Source organism: Cupriavidus sp. 8B (genome assembly GCF_054589115.1).
Window position 1 is genome coordinate 1 of record NZ_BAAILO010000046.1, and the last position, 16,912, is coordinate 16,912.

16 protein-coding genes are annotated in these 16,912 nt (G+C 62.1%); 3 read left to right on the forward strand and 13 right to left on the reverse strand.

The window, feature by feature from the left end; genetic code table 11:
- Window positions 1-417, forward strand: a 417-nt coding sequence (locus ACYP5B_RS04740) for a hypothetical protein (RefSeq protein ID WP_459568747.1), incomplete at its 5' end; no start/stop codon positions are given.
- 47 nt (window positions 418-464) lie between these two features.
- On the opposite strand, the gene ACYP5B_RS04745 is transcribed toward ACYP5B_RS04740, so the two are convergent.
- Window positions 465-1,475, reverse strand: a complete 1,011-nt coding sequence (locus ACYP5B_RS04745; RefSeq protein ID WP_459568748.1) for a winged helix-turn-helix transcriptional regulator — start codon at window positions 1,473-1,475, stop codon at window positions 465-467.
- Between the two features lie 356 nt (window positions 1,476-1,831).
- On the opposite strand from ACYP5B_RS04745, the gene ACYP5B_RS04750 reads away from it, so the two are divergent.
- Both ACYP5B_RS04750 and ACYP5B_RS04755 read left to right on the forward strand, forming a co-directional pair.
- On the forward strand, window positions 1,832-2,788 hold the full coding sequence (locus ACYP5B_RS04750; RefSeq protein WP_459568749.1) for a helix-turn-helix domain-containing protein: 957 nt from the start codon (window positions 1,832-1,834) through the stop codon (window positions 2,786-2,788).
- Window positions 2,789-2,796: 8 nt separating this feature from the next.
- Window positions 2,797-3,828 (forward strand): XdhC family protein, encoded by a 1,032-nt coding sequence (locus ACYP5B_RS04755; RefSeq protein WP_459568750.1) that lies wholly within the window; start codon window positions 2,797-2,799, stop codon window positions 3,826-3,828.
- A 21-nt stretch (window positions 3,829-3,849) separates the two neighbouring features.
- On the opposite strand, the gene ACYP5B_RS04760 is transcribed toward ACYP5B_RS04755, so the two are convergent.
- The 12 genes from ACYP5B_RS04760 to ACYP5B_RS04815 form a co-directional block, all read right to left on the reverse strand.
- Entirely contained in the window at window positions 3,850-4,401 is a 552-nt protein-coding gene (locus ACYP5B_RS04760; protein ID WP_459568751.1) for a chorismate--pyruvate lyase family protein, read from the reverse strand.
- Window positions 4,402-4,496: 95 nt separating this feature from the next.
- Window positions 4,497-5,021 (reverse strand): gamma carbonic anhydrase family protein, encoded by a 525-nt coding sequence (locus ACYP5B_RS04765; RefSeq protein WP_459568752.1) that lies wholly within the window; start codon window positions 5,019-5,021, stop codon window positions 4,497-4,499.
- Window positions 5,022-5,045: 24 nt separating this feature from the next.
- Window positions 5,046-6,524 carry an NADP-dependent succinate-semialdehyde dehydrogenase gene (gene gabD / locus ACYP5B_RS04770; RefSeq protein WP_459568753.1) on the reverse strand — a complete coding sequence of 493 codons (1,479 nt, stop codon included), beginning with the start codon at window positions 6,522-6,524 and terminating at the stop codon, window positions 5,046-5,048.
- 59 nt (window positions 6,525-6,583) lie between these two features.
- On the reverse strand, window positions 6,584-8,140 hold the full coding sequence (locus ACYP5B_RS04775) for a class I adenylate-forming enzyme family protein (RefSeq protein ID WP_459568754.1): 1,557 nt from the start codon (window positions 8,138-8,140) through the stop codon (window positions 6,584-6,586).
- Window positions 8,141-8,202: 62 nt separating this feature from the next.
- Complete coding sequence (locus tag ACYP5B_RS04780) at window positions 8,203-8,955, reverse strand: SDR family NAD(P)-dependent oxidoreductase (protein WP_459568755.1); 753 nt, start codon at window positions 8,953-8,955, stop codon at window positions 8,203-8,205.
- Between the two features lie 4 nt (window positions 8,956-8,959).
- On the reverse strand, window positions 8,960-11,380 hold the full coding sequence (locus ACYP5B_RS04785; protein WP_459568756.1) for a xanthine dehydrogenase family protein molybdopterin-binding subunit: 2,421 nt from the start codon (window positions 11,378-11,380) through the stop codon (window positions 8,960-8,962).
- Window positions 11,373-12,134 carry an N-acyl homoserine lactonase family protein gene (locus ACYP5B_RS04790; protein ID WP_459568757.1) on the reverse strand — a complete coding sequence of 254 codons (762 nt, stop codon included), beginning with the start codon at window positions 12,132-12,134 and terminating at the stop codon, window positions 11,373-11,375. The genes ACYP5B_RS04785 and ACYP5B_RS04790 overlap by 8 nt, the downstream gene beginning before the upstream one ends.
- Window positions 12,135-12,146: 12 nt before the next feature.
- Complete coding sequence (locus ACYP5B_RS04795) at window positions 12,147-12,665, reverse strand: (2Fe-2S)-binding protein (protein ID WP_459568758.1); 519 nt, start codon at window positions 12,663-12,665, stop codon at window positions 12,147-12,149.
- On the reverse strand, window positions 12,662-13,540 hold the full coding sequence (locus ACYP5B_RS04800) for an FAD binding domain-containing protein (RefSeq protein WP_459568759.1): 879 nt from the start codon (window positions 13,538-13,540) through the stop codon (window positions 12,662-12,664). The genes ACYP5B_RS04795 and ACYP5B_RS04800 overlap by 4 nt, the downstream gene beginning before the upstream one ends.
- Window positions 13,541-13,551: 11 nt before the next feature.
- A complete protein-coding gene (locus ACYP5B_RS04805; RefSeq protein WP_459568760.1) occupies window positions 13,552-15,090 on the reverse strand; it encodes an enoyl-CoA hydratase-related protein in 1,539 nt (512 codons plus the stop codon).
- A gap of 50 nt (window positions 15,091-15,140) precedes the next feature.
- Window positions 15,141-15,578 (reverse strand): acyl-CoA thioesterase, encoded by a 438-nt coding sequence (locus tag ACYP5B_RS04810; RefSeq protein ID WP_459568761.1) that lies wholly within the window; start codon window positions 15,576-15,578, stop codon window positions 15,141-15,143.
- Complete coding sequence (locus ACYP5B_RS04815; protein WP_459568762.1) at window positions 15,575-16,726, reverse strand: iron-containing alcohol dehydrogenase; 1,152 nt, start codon at window positions 16,724-16,726, stop codon at window positions 15,575-15,577. The genes ACYP5B_RS04810 and ACYP5B_RS04815 overlap by 4 nt, the downstream gene beginning before the upstream one ends.
- Between the last annotated feature and the right edge of the window lie 186 nt (window positions 16,727-16,912).

Genomic DNA, 16,912 nt, shown 5'->3' on the forward strand with positions numbered 1-16,912 from the left:
ATCCACGAAGGAGAGCGGGCACAGGGGCGACGCTTCGCGTCGCGCGCTATCCCTCACCGGCCTGAAGGCCGATGTTTCCCGCGCGAACTGATGAAAATTGTCGTGAATGAAGGAGATGGCTACTTCTCAATGAGCAGAGGCGCTTTTGAGAAATATTCAGCACTCAAAAAGGATTGCACGGCCCCTCTGGCTGAGTGGGTTGCAGATCCAACTGAAGAGTACTTCCGACCACGATGCATTCGAAATCTCGACAGGACTGATCCAGACTTGATCGCTGTGATTGAACAGATGGGGGCGAAGGCGGCGGGACCAGACGTGGAATTCCACCTTATCGATATGCCTCCTGGTGCCACGTGGGTCGTACGAGAGGTATGCGGTATCGAATACGTACAGATCGATGGCAAGCCGGTGATGTAGCGCATTTTTTTGGCATTCCGTTCGACAGGAGTCCCGAGGGCAGCATATCATTGGCTGCCAGCTGTGAAGGCTCTGCCATGCAGGCTATAGCTTGTTGCGTAACTCATGCCATGCGCATCCAGCTCCTGACCACACCGGTCGCAAACCACAATGGCGTGGACATCCTGGCCGCAGTCACGATGCCGGAGCTTTAGCGGCGGCTTCCCGCCAGCTAGCCACTTGTCTCCCCAATGCATCATTACCAGCATGGAGCCGTAGAGATCCCTGCCTTTTGCCGTGAGGACATACTCGTAACGGGCAGGCCGATCCTGATAAGGCATCCGTTCGACAACGCCCTCCGCGCATAGGCGCGACAAGCGATCGGTAAGGATATTGGTGGCGATACTCAGCCGGCCCTGGAACTCGTCAAACCGACGAACGCCGTAGAAGAACTCCCGGAGAATCAAGAAGCTCCACCGGTCGCCAATGATCTGCAGCGTGCGAGCCACTGAACAAGGACGCACCCGCTTAAGGATGTTCACCGTAGCCGTGCGCCGGGATCGCTGTCGAGGCTCCGTCCTGATTTCCACTCCCGCACCAGGTCCGTCGCGATAGTGAATTCGCCTGGGGTCAATGCTCTCCTTGCAATGCGAACACGCGACGCGCGGATGGCATTCGCATCCGCATCTCAGATGCAACAAACGCAGAGGCGGCGGCACGCCCCTCGCCAGCCACTCATCGCCAAATGCGAGCAGCGCCAGTATGGTTTGGTAGAGATCCCTTCCCCTGCCGGTCAGCCGATACTCGTGCCGCCCGTCAAGCGGTGACTCGCTGAGCAAATCGAGTTCGAGGAACTTTGCCAGACGCTCTGCCAGCGTGATGCGCGGTACTCGTAGCACGGCCCGGAAATGGTCGAATCGTCGAACGCCAAAGAAGCACTCGCGCAGAACGAGGAAGCCCCACGCGTCCGAAAGAATATCCACCGTCCGGGCAACAGACGAGTACGTTTCGACGGATGCGTATCGCAGGTCCGATGATCGATGTTTTGCTGGCGTCTCGATTGCGGCGGAACTTGTCATCCCTGTAGTTGTTCCTCATCGTCTTGTGGACACCAAACCGGCGCGCAGCGCCGCTGGTCCGCAGGTCCGCGTGAAGTGCAGACGGCACCGCGATAATCTCATGCGACGGCACAATTTCCGCTTCCTGTGAAGATCGGCAGTTGCAAGCCGTACAGTCTATCTACGCAAGCAACACATGGGATGATTACCCGCGGTATTCACAATACAATTTCGTCAATATTTTCCTGTTGACCTAGTGCCACCCCCTCGTTATAGTTTATTTATGCAAGTGATATAGGAAAAAGGCACATGTCCCTCCTTTTTGTTCTTAACAAACGAAGCAACTACGCCACCTTCCTCCCGAACCACCTCCGGTCATGATGGGTTCCGACGCACACTTTCCGCGCAAACAGTCACTACCGAGGGCGGAGTCTGTCTTTCCGGTCGATGCAGCGGAGTTGCCAGCGACAGCAGAACAGGTGCTCTTGCGCAGCATCGGCGAGCGTGTGCGTCTGGCGCGTGAGAAACACGGCTGGACACAGGCAACGCTTGCTGCCCGGTCGGGCATCTCGACGCGCTACATCGTCAATATAGAGGCCGGTGCCGCCAATATCAGCCTGCTTCGTTTGCGCAACCTCAGCCAGACTCTAGGCATCGAGTGCGGGCCATGGCTTGCGCCTCACATAACCACTCCGAGCGCGCATTCGGCGTCTGCAACCGCGTCCGAACAAACTGACACGCTCCAGCTCCTCCGCGCACATGCAGACATCTGCAGGCAGTTCGAGCACCTCCGCGCTGAGGAACTGGTGCGGCCGATCGCCCTGGTGGGCATGCTCGAGTGTCATCGGCAGAGCTACGCGCAGAGGTTGAGCCAACTGCTTCATCGACGCTATGTCAGCTTCGAGGAAGAGCTCGAGCGCGAAGTCGGCCTAACGGGCGATGCGATCAGGGAGCTGTTCGGCGCTGAACGGCTCCAGGCCCTCGAGTTCAGCAACCTGGCCAAGCTATTGGCCAAGCCATCCAGCGTCCTGGTGACGAGATCCAATATCGCAGCCAATGCCGAAGCCTTCGATTACCTCCTGGATCATGCTTTCGTGATCTGGCTGGACACATTGCCGAGCACGCAGGCACTCAGCGCCGACAATCCTACCTCGGCCTGGCCGGACAGCACGAGAGCCAGTCGCGATGCACTGGTGCATGCCTGCAAGCAGTGGGAACCGAGATACACACGCGCGCACGCGCGGGTAGTGGTTTCCGGACTATCCATCGCGCAGGGCATGGACAAGCTGCTCGGCGTGCTTCACCACCGCGATGGCGAAACGCCGGCGAAGTGAGAGACACCATGGACAGCGTGGATCTGGATGTACTGAAGAACAGCGTGCATTGGCTAGAACGCGGCCATCGCGTACTGCTCGTGACTGTCGTCAAAACATGGGGCTCTTCGCCACGCCCGGAAGGCGCCATGCTTGCAGTGCGAGATGACGGCCGGGTGGTCGGTTCGGTCTCGGGCGGCTGCATCGAGGATGACATCATCCATCGAGTCAGGGAGAGCGGCATCGTCAATACGCGTCCGGAAACCATCAGGTACGGGGTAAGTGCCGACGAAGCTCACCGCTTCGGATTGCCCTGTGGCGGGACGATCGAACTGGTGGCGGAGCCGCTTACCAATCGCAGCGGGGTTGCCGACCTGCTTGCCGCAGTCGAGAGTGGTAGTCTGGTCGCCCGCACGCTCGACATGACCACTGGCCGTGCAACACTAACCAATGCGCAGGCGGCCGACGGCCTGCGCTTCGACGGTACCGCACTGGTTACGGTCCACGGTCCGCGCTATCGCATGCTGGTGATTGGTGCCGGCCAGCTCTCCAAGTACCTTTGCCCGATTGCCGTTGGCCTGGGCTTCCAGGTCACCGTCTGCGATCCTCGCGAGGAATACACGGAGACATGGGACATCGAGGGCGTCACCATGGTATGCACCATGCCAGATGACACCGTCGCGGACATGAAGCTGGATGCCCGTAGCGCCGTGGTCGCCCTCACCCATGACCCCAAGCTGGACGACCTGGCACTGATGGACGCGCTACGCACACCAGCGTTTTACGTGGGCGCACTGGGTTCGCGGCGCAACAACCAAGCACGCCGGGAAAGGCTGAAGGAGTTCGACCTGACCGATCACGATCTGGCGCGCCTGCATGGCCCCATCGGAATCTACATCGGCAGCCGCACGCCGCCCGAGATCGCGATCTCGATTCTGGCCGAAGTGGTAGCCGCGAAGAACCACGTCTCGCTCCCTGCCATTCTCCAGGTCGAAGGGGCCAAGGCAGCGCGCGAGATAGCCGAACGCAGTGGCACTAGCTGCAGCCCCGAGACCCGCTGACAGCGGCATCTCGGCGCCGGACTACAGTCGGACTTGGCACAGCCACGGCAGGAAGCACTCAGCCACCGCCAGTTGCGTGCCCTTGCGTTCGAACACGGAGCGTCTCGCCCAAACAGGCCTGGCATCGCCTTGCGGGTCGACGCGGCGCGCCAGGCGGTGAAGCCGGTGTCCGATTCCCAACATACAAAACTCGAAAGGTGACCGATGTACGGCCGGGTCCGCGTACAGAATCGTCGCCAATGGCCGGTCATGAAGGCCCTTCACGGCTTTCCAGGCGCCAATGCTGTCCGCGGTCCTGACCAGCGTACGGGCGACGATCGCCGGCCGATCGTCAACTGTCAGGGTGACATCTCTCGTCCACATGGCCATGCTCCGCTCCCGTCCGAGGGCGCTTGCCTTCGGACCAATGACCACGCTGTGTTCGTAAAGCACCTGGACCTTGACCTCCCCCAATTCGCGGAGATGCGCTGTCAGCGAGCCAGGACGCCGCAACCAGTCCCACGCGGCACGCCGTCCGGCCCACCCCTCCTCTGCTCGCCACACTCCCGTGCGCTCACGACAAACATCAAGCATCCAGTCCCTCCCTGTCAGATAGTCGTGCGAAGGGGCTTGGGCATCGCCAAGCCCCTTCTCCGTCCATAACCTCAACGGTCGGCCCTCGCTGCAACTCAGCCCGCGAGCCGCAACGATCGATGGCAATCCCCGGCCAGCTCCTGATATCGCAGCGTTGCCGCAAGCTTTTTCTGCACCTCTGCGTCTGTCAGCGCTCTGACCACCGCGCCGGGCAAGCCGGTAACCAACGAGCGCGGCGGGACTACGAAGCCATTCCTGACAAAGCAGGAGGCCGCGACAATCGACTCCGCACCGATCAACGCGCCATCCATCACGACCGCGTTCATGCCGATCAAGCAATCACGCTCCAGCAACGCGCCGTGAACAATGGCCCCATGGCCTACGTGTGAATTGCGGCCCAGATGGCAACCTTCTCCATGCTTGGCGTGCAGCGTGCATGACTCCTGGATATTGCTGCCCTCGCCGACTTCAATGCTGCCGAAATCCCCCCGCAGGGTGGCGAACGGTGCAATATAGCAATGTGCGCCGATCGACACCTGACCAATCAAGCATGCGAGAGGGTGCACGAACGCCGTTGCGTGAACCTTCGGTGTCGCGCCATTGAATTCGTAGATAGCCATCGATGATTCCTAGAAGTGCCGCGCTCAGATGCCTCCCATGCACACGTACTTCACCTCAAGGTAGTCCTCGATGCCGTACTTGGACCCCTCGCGGCCGAGCCCGCTTTCCTTCACGCCACCAAAGGGCGCCACCTCAGTCGATATCATGCCCTCGTTCACGCCGACAATCCCGTACTCCAGCGCCTCGGCAACACGCCAGACCCGACCAATATCGCGTCCATAGAAATAGGAGGCCAGACCGAATGGGGTGTCGTTCGCCATCTCGATGGCCTCCTGCTCCGTCTTGAACCGGAACACCGGCGCCACAGGTCCAAATGTCTCCTCGGAAAAGATGCGCATTTCCCGGGTAGCATTGGCCAGGACCGTCGGGGTGAAGAAGTTCTCGCCGAGCGAGTGCTGCGATCCGCCGACCACCACTTGCGCGCCCTTCTGCACGGCATCCTCGACATGCTCCGCCACCTTGCTCACGGCGCCCTTGTCGATCAGCGGTCCGATGGCGACGCCTGGTGTCATGCCGTCGCCCACTTCCAGCCGTCTGACTTCCTCGGCCAAGCGCGTCACGAATCGCTCGTACACCCCATCCTGCACCAGCAGCCGGTTTGCGCAGACACAGGTCTGCCCGGCATTGCGGAACTTCGAGGCGAGCGCGCCTTTGACCGCAGCCTCGATATCGGCATCGTCGAATACAATAAACGGCGCGTTGCCGCCAAGCTCCATTGATGCCTTTTTCACGGTGGCGGCGCATTGAGCGAGAAGCACCTTGCCAATCTCCGTTGACCCGGTGAACGATAGCTTCCTAACGATCGGATTCGACGTCAGTTCGCCGCCGATGGCGGCGGCGGAGCCCGTCACACAAGAAAGGACCCCGGCAGGAACACCTGCCCGCTCGGCCAGCACGCACAGTGCAAGCGCGGAGAATGGCGTCTGGCTGGCCGGCTTCAGCACCATGGTGCAGCCCGCCGCCAGCGCGGGCCCCACCTTCCGCGTGATCATGGCGGCCGGGAAATTCCAGGGCGTGATCGCACCGCATACGCCGATTGGCTGCTTGAGTACCACGATCCGCTTGTCCGGTTGGTGCCCGGGTATCGTATCGCCATAGATGCGCTTCGCCTCTTCCCCGAACCATTCGAGGAAGCTCGCCGCATAGGCGATCTCGCCACGGCTTTCCGCGAGGGGCTTGCCTTGCTCGAGTGTCATCAGCAGGGCGAGGTCCTCCTGATGGATCATCATCAGCTCGAACCAACGGCGAAGAATGTTGGCTCTCGCCTTGCCTGTCAACGCACCCCAGGGCTTCAACGCGCGCTTCGCGCCGTCGATGGCGCGGCGCGTTTCGGCGGCAAGCATACGAGGTACCGTGCCGATGGTGTCGAGCGTTGCCGGGTTGTCGACATTCAGCACAGTCCCGTCGTCCGCATCGAGCCACTGGCCGTCGACATAGCATTGCTGACGGAACAACTCGGGATCCTTCAGTCCGAGCGACGAGCCCGAAGCCTTCTTATTCATGCCTTACTCCAATCTGTAGATACCGGCCGCCTCGGGCCGGGAATGACGCTCACGCTGATTCAGGCACCCTGGGCCGTCAGCAGATCGCGCAGCTTGAATCGCATGACCTTTCCGGAGCCCGTGCGTGGGATCTCCTGAACGATCTGTATCGACTGCGGCAGCTTGTACGCCGACAAGCGGCTGGCACAGTGCGCCTTGATGTCCTCAGCGTCAACGTCATGACCGGCGCGAGGTACCACGAAGGCGACCGGAACCTCCCCGAGATGCGGATGAGCGATGCCCACGACCGCGCAATCCGCTACGGCCGCATAAGACATGACCGCATCCTCGACTTCGGCGGGTGCAATGTTCTGGCCACCGCGAATGATAATTTCCTTGAGTCGGCCGGTAATCGTGAGGTAGCCCGCCGCGTCGTGCTTGGCTAGGTCGCCGGTGTGATACCAGCCGTTCTTCAGCGCGGCGGCGGTCTCTTCCGGCTTGTTCAGATAACCCTTCATGACGTTGGGCCCCCTGACCAGAAGCTCGCCCTCCTTGCCAAGCTCGACATCGGTGCCGTCGCCCGGATCGACAATGCGCGTCTCGACGCCTGGAATGGGCAGGCCACAAGACCCCATCACGCGCGAGCCGGTGTTCCAGTTCATCGTTACCATGGTGGACGTCTCGGTGATACCGTAGCCGTCTAGCAAGGTCACGCCGAAGCGACGCTCAAACTCCTCGTTGACCATTGCGGGCAGGATCGCTCCTGCCGAGAGGCAGATCCGCAGGCCGGGGAATCGCGAAGGCGCGGCATCGCGCGTCGCCTCCAGCACATAATGAAACATCGTTGGCACCCCCGGGAACACCGTGTACTCGCCGGTGCCCAGCAGCCGCAGCGCTTCCGCGGTGGAATACTTCTCACCGATGTATTCGGTGGCACCAACCGCCAACACAGCCAGCACGCTCAGGTTGAGGGCGTATGAGTGGAAAAGCGGCAGGAAGGAAAGCACCTTGTCGCTCTCACCCAGCCCGGCGATGGGCACCCAGCACGCCGCGACCACCCAGAGCATGCTCCGTGTGGACAGCAGCACGCCCTTTGCTTTCCCCGTGGTGCCCGATGTGTAGATGACAAAGGCCGGCACGTCAATATCGCGGGGATCACGTGGTGAACACCCAGTGCCCTCCCGCAGGAAGTCACTTAGGCACAGCTCGGTCTGCGCGGCATCGGCATTCGGCGCTTGGATGACGTTGGGACGTATCGGGAGATCTTTGCACACCCGCTCCAATTGCGCCGCCTTCTCCGCCGTGGCGATCACAAGGACGCACTGCGCGTCGGCGAGGCGATAGGCTATCTCCGTGTCGGTAGCGTCTACGCTGATGGGTACCGCTACCGCTGCGGCCCGGCCGATGGCAACCAGGCTAAGCACCCAGTTCACCGAGTTGGGCAGCAGGATTGCCACGCGATCGCCCGGTGCCACGCCGAGTCGTTCAAGGTGACTCGCAAGGTTGGCCGTGGCCGTATCCAGCCCAGCGTATGTGACAGACGCGCCTGCGTCCTGGAAGGCAATCTTGTCGGGTCGGCACTGCGCGTGCCGTGTCACGATCTCCGCTAGCGGAGCAATCAAATCTGTATGAATCACTTCTGTCTCCCCTAAGTATTGGCGTCCCTGGCGAGCGTGGCCCGCCCGGCATCGTGCCGCACTCAGACCATGCTGAATCCACCGCTGACGCTGACCACCTGCCCGGTGATCCAGCTGCCGCGACCGGAGGCCAGCAGCACCACCAAGGGCGCTACATCGCCGGGTTGTCCCAGGCGGCGCAACGGGTAGAACTTGGTGAGCTTCTCACGGTTTGCCTCAATGAAATCGGGGTCGTGCGCCGTCTCGATTAGCCCGAGGGCGATGGCATTGGCTGTGGTCCCGGCACGCGTCTCGCGCGCGATCGATTTCATCAGGGCAATGTTTGCTGCGCGCGCTGCGGCGCCGATGGCAAGGCCCGACTCGCCGACCCGCGATGAATCGCCCATGATGCTGATGATCCGGCCGCTGCCCTTTTGCGCTTCAAGATAGGGCAATGCTGCATGCGTGCAATTCAGCGTGCCGTACAGACAGACATCAATCTGCCTGCGCCATTCATCAGGCGTGGTGTCGGCAAAGCGCTTGCGGATCACCAGGCCGGCGTTGTTCACGAGAATATTGAGGCCACCGAATTCCGCCACGGTCTGCGCCACCATGGCGTCCACGGCCTTGCGGTCCGAGATATCGCAACCGATCGCCAGCGCCTGACCACCCTTCTCCTTGATCTCGGCCACCACCGACTCAGCCCCCGCCTTGGAACCGTGGTAGTTGACCACCACGCTGGCGCCTTCGGCCGCCAGTTCCAGTGCAATTTCCCGGCCAACGTCGCGTGCACCGCCAGTGACCAGCGCCACCTTCCCGTCTAGTTCGAATTTCATTGTGCTACTCCTTGGATACTCTCGATGATGATTGGATCAGCTGGAACAAACGTTCCGGCGTCATTGGCAGTTCAAAGATCTCGATGCCAAGCGGCGACAGCGCATCGGCAACCGCGTTGGCGATGGCCGCAGGCGAGCCGATGGTGCCGCCCTCCCCCATGCCACGGAAGCCGCCGAGCGTGTTGGGGGCTTCCGTTTTGAGGTGCACCATCTCAAGCTCGGGCACCTCTGGCGCCGAGGGCAACAGGTAGTCGACAAGGCTGGCGGTGAGTAGCTGCCCCTCGGCGTCGTAGACCACCTCTTCCAGCAGCGCCGCACCCACACCCTGCGCCAGAGCGCCGCGGGTCTGCCCGGCGACGATCAGCGGGTTGATGATGCGGCCACAGTCTTCTGCAATCACATACCGCTGGATGTGGACCGCATAGGTTTGGGGATCAACTTCGACCTGCACCAGATGGGTCGCCGAACTGGTGGTGCCGACCACGGGGTCATAAACCCGGGTTACGCACAACTCCTCCCTCACGTCAGCCGGGACCCGCCCCATCTGCGAGTACAAGGCCCGTGCCAGCTCGGGGAACGACAGTTGCCCCTCGCCCATACGTACGCGAATGACGCTGTCGACGATCTCCAGGTCATCGGCTGTCACGTTTAACAGGTGGGCGGACACGCGGAGCATGCGTTGTCGCAATTCGCGGGCCGCCAGCATGCCCGCGCCACTGCTGATGACCGCGGTACGGCTGGCATAGCTACCGGTGCTGTGCGGCACCGCCGCGCTGTTGCCGGTGACGACACGCAGATCCTCCAGACGCGCGCCCAGCTCATCGGCCAGCACTTGCGCCAAGGTGGTTTCATGCCCCTGCCCGTGCGAGGCGCAACCGAAGGCTGCCGTGATCGCGCCAGTGGAATCGAGCTGAATCACGCAAGTATCCGTTCCGGTATTGATCGGCATCCCCGGCGAGGCCGAGATCCGAGATCCGATGCCGGACAGCTCCGCATAGCAAGCCACGCCGATGCCAATCCAGCGTCCCTGGGCGCGTGCCAGTGCCTGGTCCTGCCTGGCCTTTGTGTAGTCGAAGCGCTCTTTCGCTGCTTCCAGTCCTTCCATGAAGGCCGACTGGTCCCAGACGATGCCGACCGGTGTCTTGTAGGGAAACTGTTCGGGCCGCACAAGGTTGCGTCGTCGCATCTCCGACGGATCGAGCCCCAGGCGGCTGGCCGCCATGTCCATCAGGCGTTCCATGGCAAAGGTGGACGTCGGACGTCCCACCCCGCGATAGGGTCCGGTGGGCGACTTCGGCGTTGTCACACCGCGGACGTGACCGTGGTAACAAGGCACGCGGTACGGCCCGGGAAGAAAGCTAATCACCTGGACCGGCTCGATGCCGGCGGTCCACGGATAGATCGAATACGCCCCGACATCGCCGATTACATCGGCACGCAGGCCCAGGATCTGGCCGTCCCCATCGACCGCCAACTCTGCATCTACCAGCTCATCGAACGCCTGGCTGGTCGACAGCAGGTCCTCCAGCCGGTCCCCCGTCCACTTGACCGAGCGCCCGATCTTCCGCGCCAGCGTGCAGACCAGCATCTCCTCCTGGTACAGGGAGGTCTTCCCACCAAAGCCACCGCCGACGTCGGGTGCTATGACGGTGAGACGGTTTCCGGGCATATTCAACAGATCGGCCATCGCATCGCGCACGATGCCTGGCACCTGGCTCGACGTGTACAGCGTCAGCGCATCACGGCCCGGATCCATTTCCGCCATGTAGCAGCGAGGCTCCATCGCCGCCGACGTCTTGCGGTGGAAGCGGAATCGGCCGGACACCTTCAGCGGTGCCTCGGCGAAGGCGCTCTCGACCTCGCCCCGGACGAAAGCCCGCTCGACCAGCACATTGCTCTCGAATCCCTCGTGCAGGATGGGCGCCTCGGGTTGCGCGGCCGCCTCCGCATCCGTGGCAACGGGCAAAGTTTCATACACCACCTCGATGCCATCCATGGCGTCTTCGGCCTGGTACCGGCTCTGGGCCAGGATGGCCACCACCGGCTCTCCGACGAAATGCACGATGCCGTTGGCCAATGCATGAATTGGCGTGGGTTGGTACCCGCCCATGCGCGAGGTGGCCAGGGCGGGCTTTACCAGCCCTTCCAGATCCGACCACGTATAGACGCCATACACGCCGGGCATGCCACGCGCCACGTCCGCGCGGACCTCCACGATGCGCGCGTGCGGCTGGTCGCTTCGCACGACGGCCATGTGCAAGGCGTGGCCTGCGGGGCGATCGTCGACATAGCGGCCCAACCCGGTCAGCAGTCTGGCGTCCTCAACCCGGCGCACAGGCTGCCCCACCAGCTTCGTGCCGCGCCGCTCATCGACTTCGGTGTCTGGGGCATCGGAATGGTCCACGCGGCTGCCTTGTTTACTCATATGCATTGCCCCCCTTCCGAAGTTCCTCCCACTGCGTGACGTCGTGCCCGAAGATGACTGTCGAGCCGGATCGCTCCAGACGCTTGATCTCCTGTAGCGACTCCATCGCTATGTCCGGATTCCAGGTATTCCTAGGCATAACCTCCCGGTCAAGATTGGCACGGAGCGCAACAGCGTCTGCGGCCAGCAGGAAGCTGCCATCGCGCGCGAGGGTCGCAACCGCTCCCAAGGTGCCGGGCGTGTGCCCCGGCAATGGCACCAGCATCAGCCGGCCATCGCCAAACACATCGCGTTCGCCGTCGATCGCCACGGTCGGCATCGGATGCTGCCAGTCCGCCGGGACGTATCCGTTCTGAATTGCATCCGGCCCCTGCGCGGCCTCCAACTCCTTATGGTGACAAAAGACCGTGGCGCGCTTGAAGAACTCGTTGCAGCCACAATGGTCCGAATGGAAGTGCGAGTTGACCACTACGTCGATATCCTCGGGCACCAGGCCGAGCGTTGCGAGTTCGGAGACGACGTTGTCTGCGGGCCCACCGATTGGCACCATCGCCTTAGCCATGGTTCCCCAACGGGATGCACTGTCCTCGACTGTGCTCGGATGGCACCCTGTGTCGAACAGGACATTGCCCTGGCTGTGGCGCAGCAGCACGCACGAGACCGGCAGATCTATCGTCTCGCTACGTTCGGCATCCGGCAGATACACGCTTTTCCGCATGCGCAGCCGGCCGCCGCTTAGAATGTGCATTTTCATGGGGTCTCGTCCTTATTTCTGCTTGGTATCGGCCGCATCGCGCAGTGCATTGCGACCTGTCACACACACCCGGACCGCGTCGACGATGCCCTGATAGCCAGTGCAACGGCAAAGATTCCCGGACAAGACATCGCGGATCTGCTCATCGGTTTCAAGTGGGTACTTCTGCAAAGCGTCGGCGCACGTGGCAAGCATCCCGGGCGTACAAAAGCCACATTGCAGCCCGTGGTGTTCCCGGAAGGCTTCCTGCAACGGACTAAGCGCGTCCGCGCTGCCCATGCTCTCGACCGTACGCACATCACAGCCGTTGGCTCTCACTGCGAGCATCAGGCATGAGCGAACACTGTCGCCATCAACAATGACGGTGCAAGCGCCACACACACCGTGCTCGCAGCCGACGTGCGTGCCTGTCAGCCCAAGGGTGTGGCGGAGGAAATCGGACAACAACAGGCGCGGCTCGACCTGACGCTCGCATACCTCACCGTTGATCACCATCCAGACGGGCTTCAGAGGGATTTCCGCTTCGCTCATACCTTGACTCCTGCGGCGCGTTGCCACGCCGTGCGCAAAGTGCGCTCCATTAACACGCCCGCGAGATGCCGGCGAAACTCCGGCGACGCGTGCAGGTCAGCATTCGGTTCGAGCGTTTGGCAAGCCGCCCGGACCGCATCGGCCACAACGCCATCGGACAGTGATTTCCCCACCAGAGCGGCCTCGGCTTCCGGCCGACGCAGTGGTGTATCGCCGACACCCATCATGGCCACACGTGCTTCCCTGATGGTGCCGTCGTGCACGTCGAGCAAGACACCGACAGCGGCCAAGGCGAAGTCCCCGGCGCGGCGTGCGAACTCCTGAAAGCACCAGCCCATGCCAGCCGGCAATCCCGGCAGTTCCACTCGCACGACGATCTCGTCATCGCCCAGTGCACTGGTAAGCGGCGCCACGAAAAACTCATCGGCAGGGATCTGCCGCTCTCCACGGACAGAGCGCGCGACGATCTGGGCATCCAGCAGACGCGTGAGCATTGGAAGCTCGGCAGCCGGATCAGCATGCGACAGGCTGCCGCCGATGGTGCCCCGGTTGCGGATCGCCAGATGGGCAACGTTCACCATCGTTTCCGGAATCACCGGGAAGCGGCTCGCGACCAGCTCCGAGGTCTCTAGGATCCGGTGGCGCGTCAGGGCACCGATCGTCAACCCACCGTCGGTGCGTTCGCGGACATACTCCAGCTCCAGCAGCCGGCTGATGTCGATGATCAGGGCCGGACGCACCACGCGGAAGTTCAGCATCGGCGTCAGGCTCTGGCCACCGGCCATCAACTTGGCGTCCCCAGCGTTGGCTGCGAGGACTTCAATCGCTTCATCGATCGAGTCAGGACAGCAGTAATCGAATGGCGCGGGTTTCATCGGCTTCTCCGTCAACGCCCTTGGAATTTCGGCTCACGCTTCTCGGCAAACGCAGCGCGGCCTTCGCGGTAGTCATCACTACCCGCTGCGGCAGCGATCAGCGCTTCCGAGCGCGCCAGATCCAGGACTCCCGTCCCCATTGCCATGCCGTTGAGCAAGTACTTTGCCCCCCCCATGCTGAGTGGTGCATTGCCGGCAAGCGAAGTAGCGAAGGCACGAGCCTCGGCCATCGGGTCGCCGTCTGCAGGACGGCGCTTCGCGCCGAAGATCCGCTCCCAGATGGACGTGGATGTTCCATCTTTCTCCGCGGCGGATCCGGCGACCTGATCGACAAAGCCAATCCGCAAAGCGTGGGCGGCATCGAATCGTTGTGCGCCGTAGAGAATCCGCTTGGCCTGTGGCAGCCCGACCAGCGACAGCAGCTTGCGTGTGCCTTTGACACCGTAGATGATCGACAGGCGCGCGGCGGGAATGCCGAACATCGCGTCGTAGGCCGCAAAGCGGAAGTCGCACGACATGGCCAGGTGCGCGCCACCACCGAGGCAGTAGCCCCGCAGGACCGCTATCGTGGGCTTCGAGATCTTCGCGATCGCATCGCAGCAGGCGTCCACCGCAACCTCGTAGGCGGTGGCCTGGGCCACGTCGGCCCTGACCTTCTCGAACTCAGGAATATCGGCTCCCGCGCAGAAGTCCTTGCCCGCGCCGGTGAGAATTACCGCGCGCACGTCCGGGTTCCGGTCGAGAGCCGCCATGATTGATGGCAGGGCAAGCCACATTGCGTAGGTCATGGCATTGCGACTGTTTGGCCGGTTCAAGGTGACGACGGCAACTTGGTCCGAGATCCAAACCTTGATTTTCTCGGACATTAGGACGTCCATCACTTCGGCCTGGTATCCCGCAGCTGACGGCTGGACCGCAGCCGGCGGCACCAGATGGGGAGCGTGTGCAGCTGGCGCCGATGGAGCGAAGTCTGCTTGCGCAGCCAGTGCCGCCGCCGGCATGGCCACAGCCGGCGCATTTACCACCACAGGCTCCTCGGTCACTGGCATCATCAACGCCTCGACATCAAACGCTGCGCCATTTACCGCCGGCGCGGCTGTCGCGGCCAACCCGTCCACCTGCTTTTCAAACAGCGCAAAGAAATCGTCGGCAGACTTTCGTGCAGCGGCGTCGATCATGCGGGAACCGAGCTGAGCAAGCTTTCCGCCCACGTTTGCCTTCACGCCATAGCGAAGAAGCGTGACGGTCGGTTCGAGCGCGTCAAGCGACACTTCGATGTCCGCCCGCGCGAATCCAGCGGCGCCGCCTGAACCCTCTCCGGTCAACGTATAACTTTTCGGTGCGGTGATGTTGGACAAGGTGACCTTGCCGGCAAAGCGCGCCTTGATGGGGCCGACTTTGGAGACGACCGTCGCCGTGAACTCGTTGTCTGCGGTTCTCTCCAGCGATTCGCATCCAGGAATACTGGCCTGTAGTACGGACGGATCGTTCAATGCGTCCCATACCAACTCGCGCGAGGCCTGTAGCCGCGCTTCGCCTGCCATTTCCATCTTTCTGTCCCTCCAGTTTGCTGCCTGTTCTGTTTCGGTGGTCGAGGATGTCAGCCGACCAACGGTTGCAAGACCGCCCTGACTCGTTCGGGAATGGGTACCGGCCGGTTGCTGGCCCGCTGCACATAGACATGCACGAACTGGCCAACCGCCGAGGCGATCTCCGAATCGTTGCGAAACAGCGCAATCTCGTACCGAACGCTACTGTTGCCGAGATGCACCACCTTCAGCCCAACGTTCACGGTGTCGGGGAACCCCATCGACGAGAAGAACGTGCAACGCGTCTCGATGACGAGCCCGACAATCTCACTGCTTTCAATGTCGAGCGCGTCCTGCTCGATCAAGTGGCGATTGACGGCGCTGTCGAAGAATGCGTAATAGACGGCGTTGTTGACATGCCCATACGAGTCGTTGTCGCCCCAGCGGGTCGGCATGGCGGTGAAGTGCCGGTATGCCTCGCGGCGCGTTGGTGCAGCTTTCTCGCTCATAGCGCCTCCTGGTATAGGGACACCGCGTCTTCAAGACAGATTTCCCGCGGGTTGTTCACCAGCAAGCGTGTCTGCTTCATGGCATCTTCGGCCAGTAGTTGAATATCTTTGGCCTCGATGCCGACATCTCGTAAGCGTGTCGGCAGGCCCAGTTGTCCCGCCAGATCGCCCAGATACGTCGCGAGCGCGGCTGCCATTTGCTCTTCGTTCCCCGAAACCCCCGGTAAAACGATCCCCGACAACTCCGCATACAGAGGTGCCGCAGCGACGCAATTGAAGCGAATAACCGGTGCCAGGACCAGCGAATTCGACAAGCCGTGCGGCACGTGGAAGCGCGCGCCAACCGGATACGCCAGTGCATGCACCGCAGCGACGGGCGAATTCGCGAACGCCATGCCGGCCAAGCATGCACCAGTCAGCATATTCTCGCGCGCCGATAGATCTGTGCCTTCACGGCAGGCTTGATGGATCGAGCCTGACAGCAACCGCAGCGCCTCACGCGCCAGGCAGTCGGAGATCGGATTCTTCAGCCGCTTGCTGGTGTAAGCCTCGACCGCGTGAACCATCGCGTCGATGCCTGTGGCCGCGGTGACATGCGCGGGCAGGCCCAGCGTCAGCTCGGCGTCGAGCAGCGCCACGTCGGGTAGCAGGAGCGGCGAAACTACGCCTTTCTTCTCTCCGACACCAGTAGTCACGATCGAGATCGGCGTCACCTCCGAGCCCGTACCAGCGGTCGTGGGAACGAGGATCAACGGGAGGCGGGGACCTTTCGCCTGGCCGACCCCATAGGCTTGCGCCAACGGCTCGCCACTGCGCGCGAGCAGCGCAGCGAGCTTGGCCGCATCCATCGAGCTGCCTCCCCCAAAGCCAATGATGCAGTCCGCGGCACTTGCCCGCGCCGCCGCAACCGCGGCAAGAATCACGCTCTCTGCCGGATCCGCTTGGACCTCAGAGAAGACCGTGGTCCGTAAGCCTTGACGCGCAAATCCTTGCAGCGTGGCATCGAGCATGCCAGCCTCGATCAGACCCGCATCGGTGACGAATAGCACACTACGGCAACCCATTGCGCCCACGCGCTCGTGCAGTTTGGATGCCCCTCCACGTTCAACCACCATCGAACGAGTGCTATGAAATTCAAAGTTTTTCATCGCAAGAATCGTATGCCTTAGTAACTTGCATTATTAGACTATTGTGGGCGTGGCGCAAGGAAAATTTCGCTGTTCACGGGCAAGAATCCTGCACGGCTAGCTTGCATTGTTGACCGATCACATCACCCGCAACCGGGTGTAGCCGGTCCGGCGCCCAAACACAGGCGCCCGCAAATTGCATACACG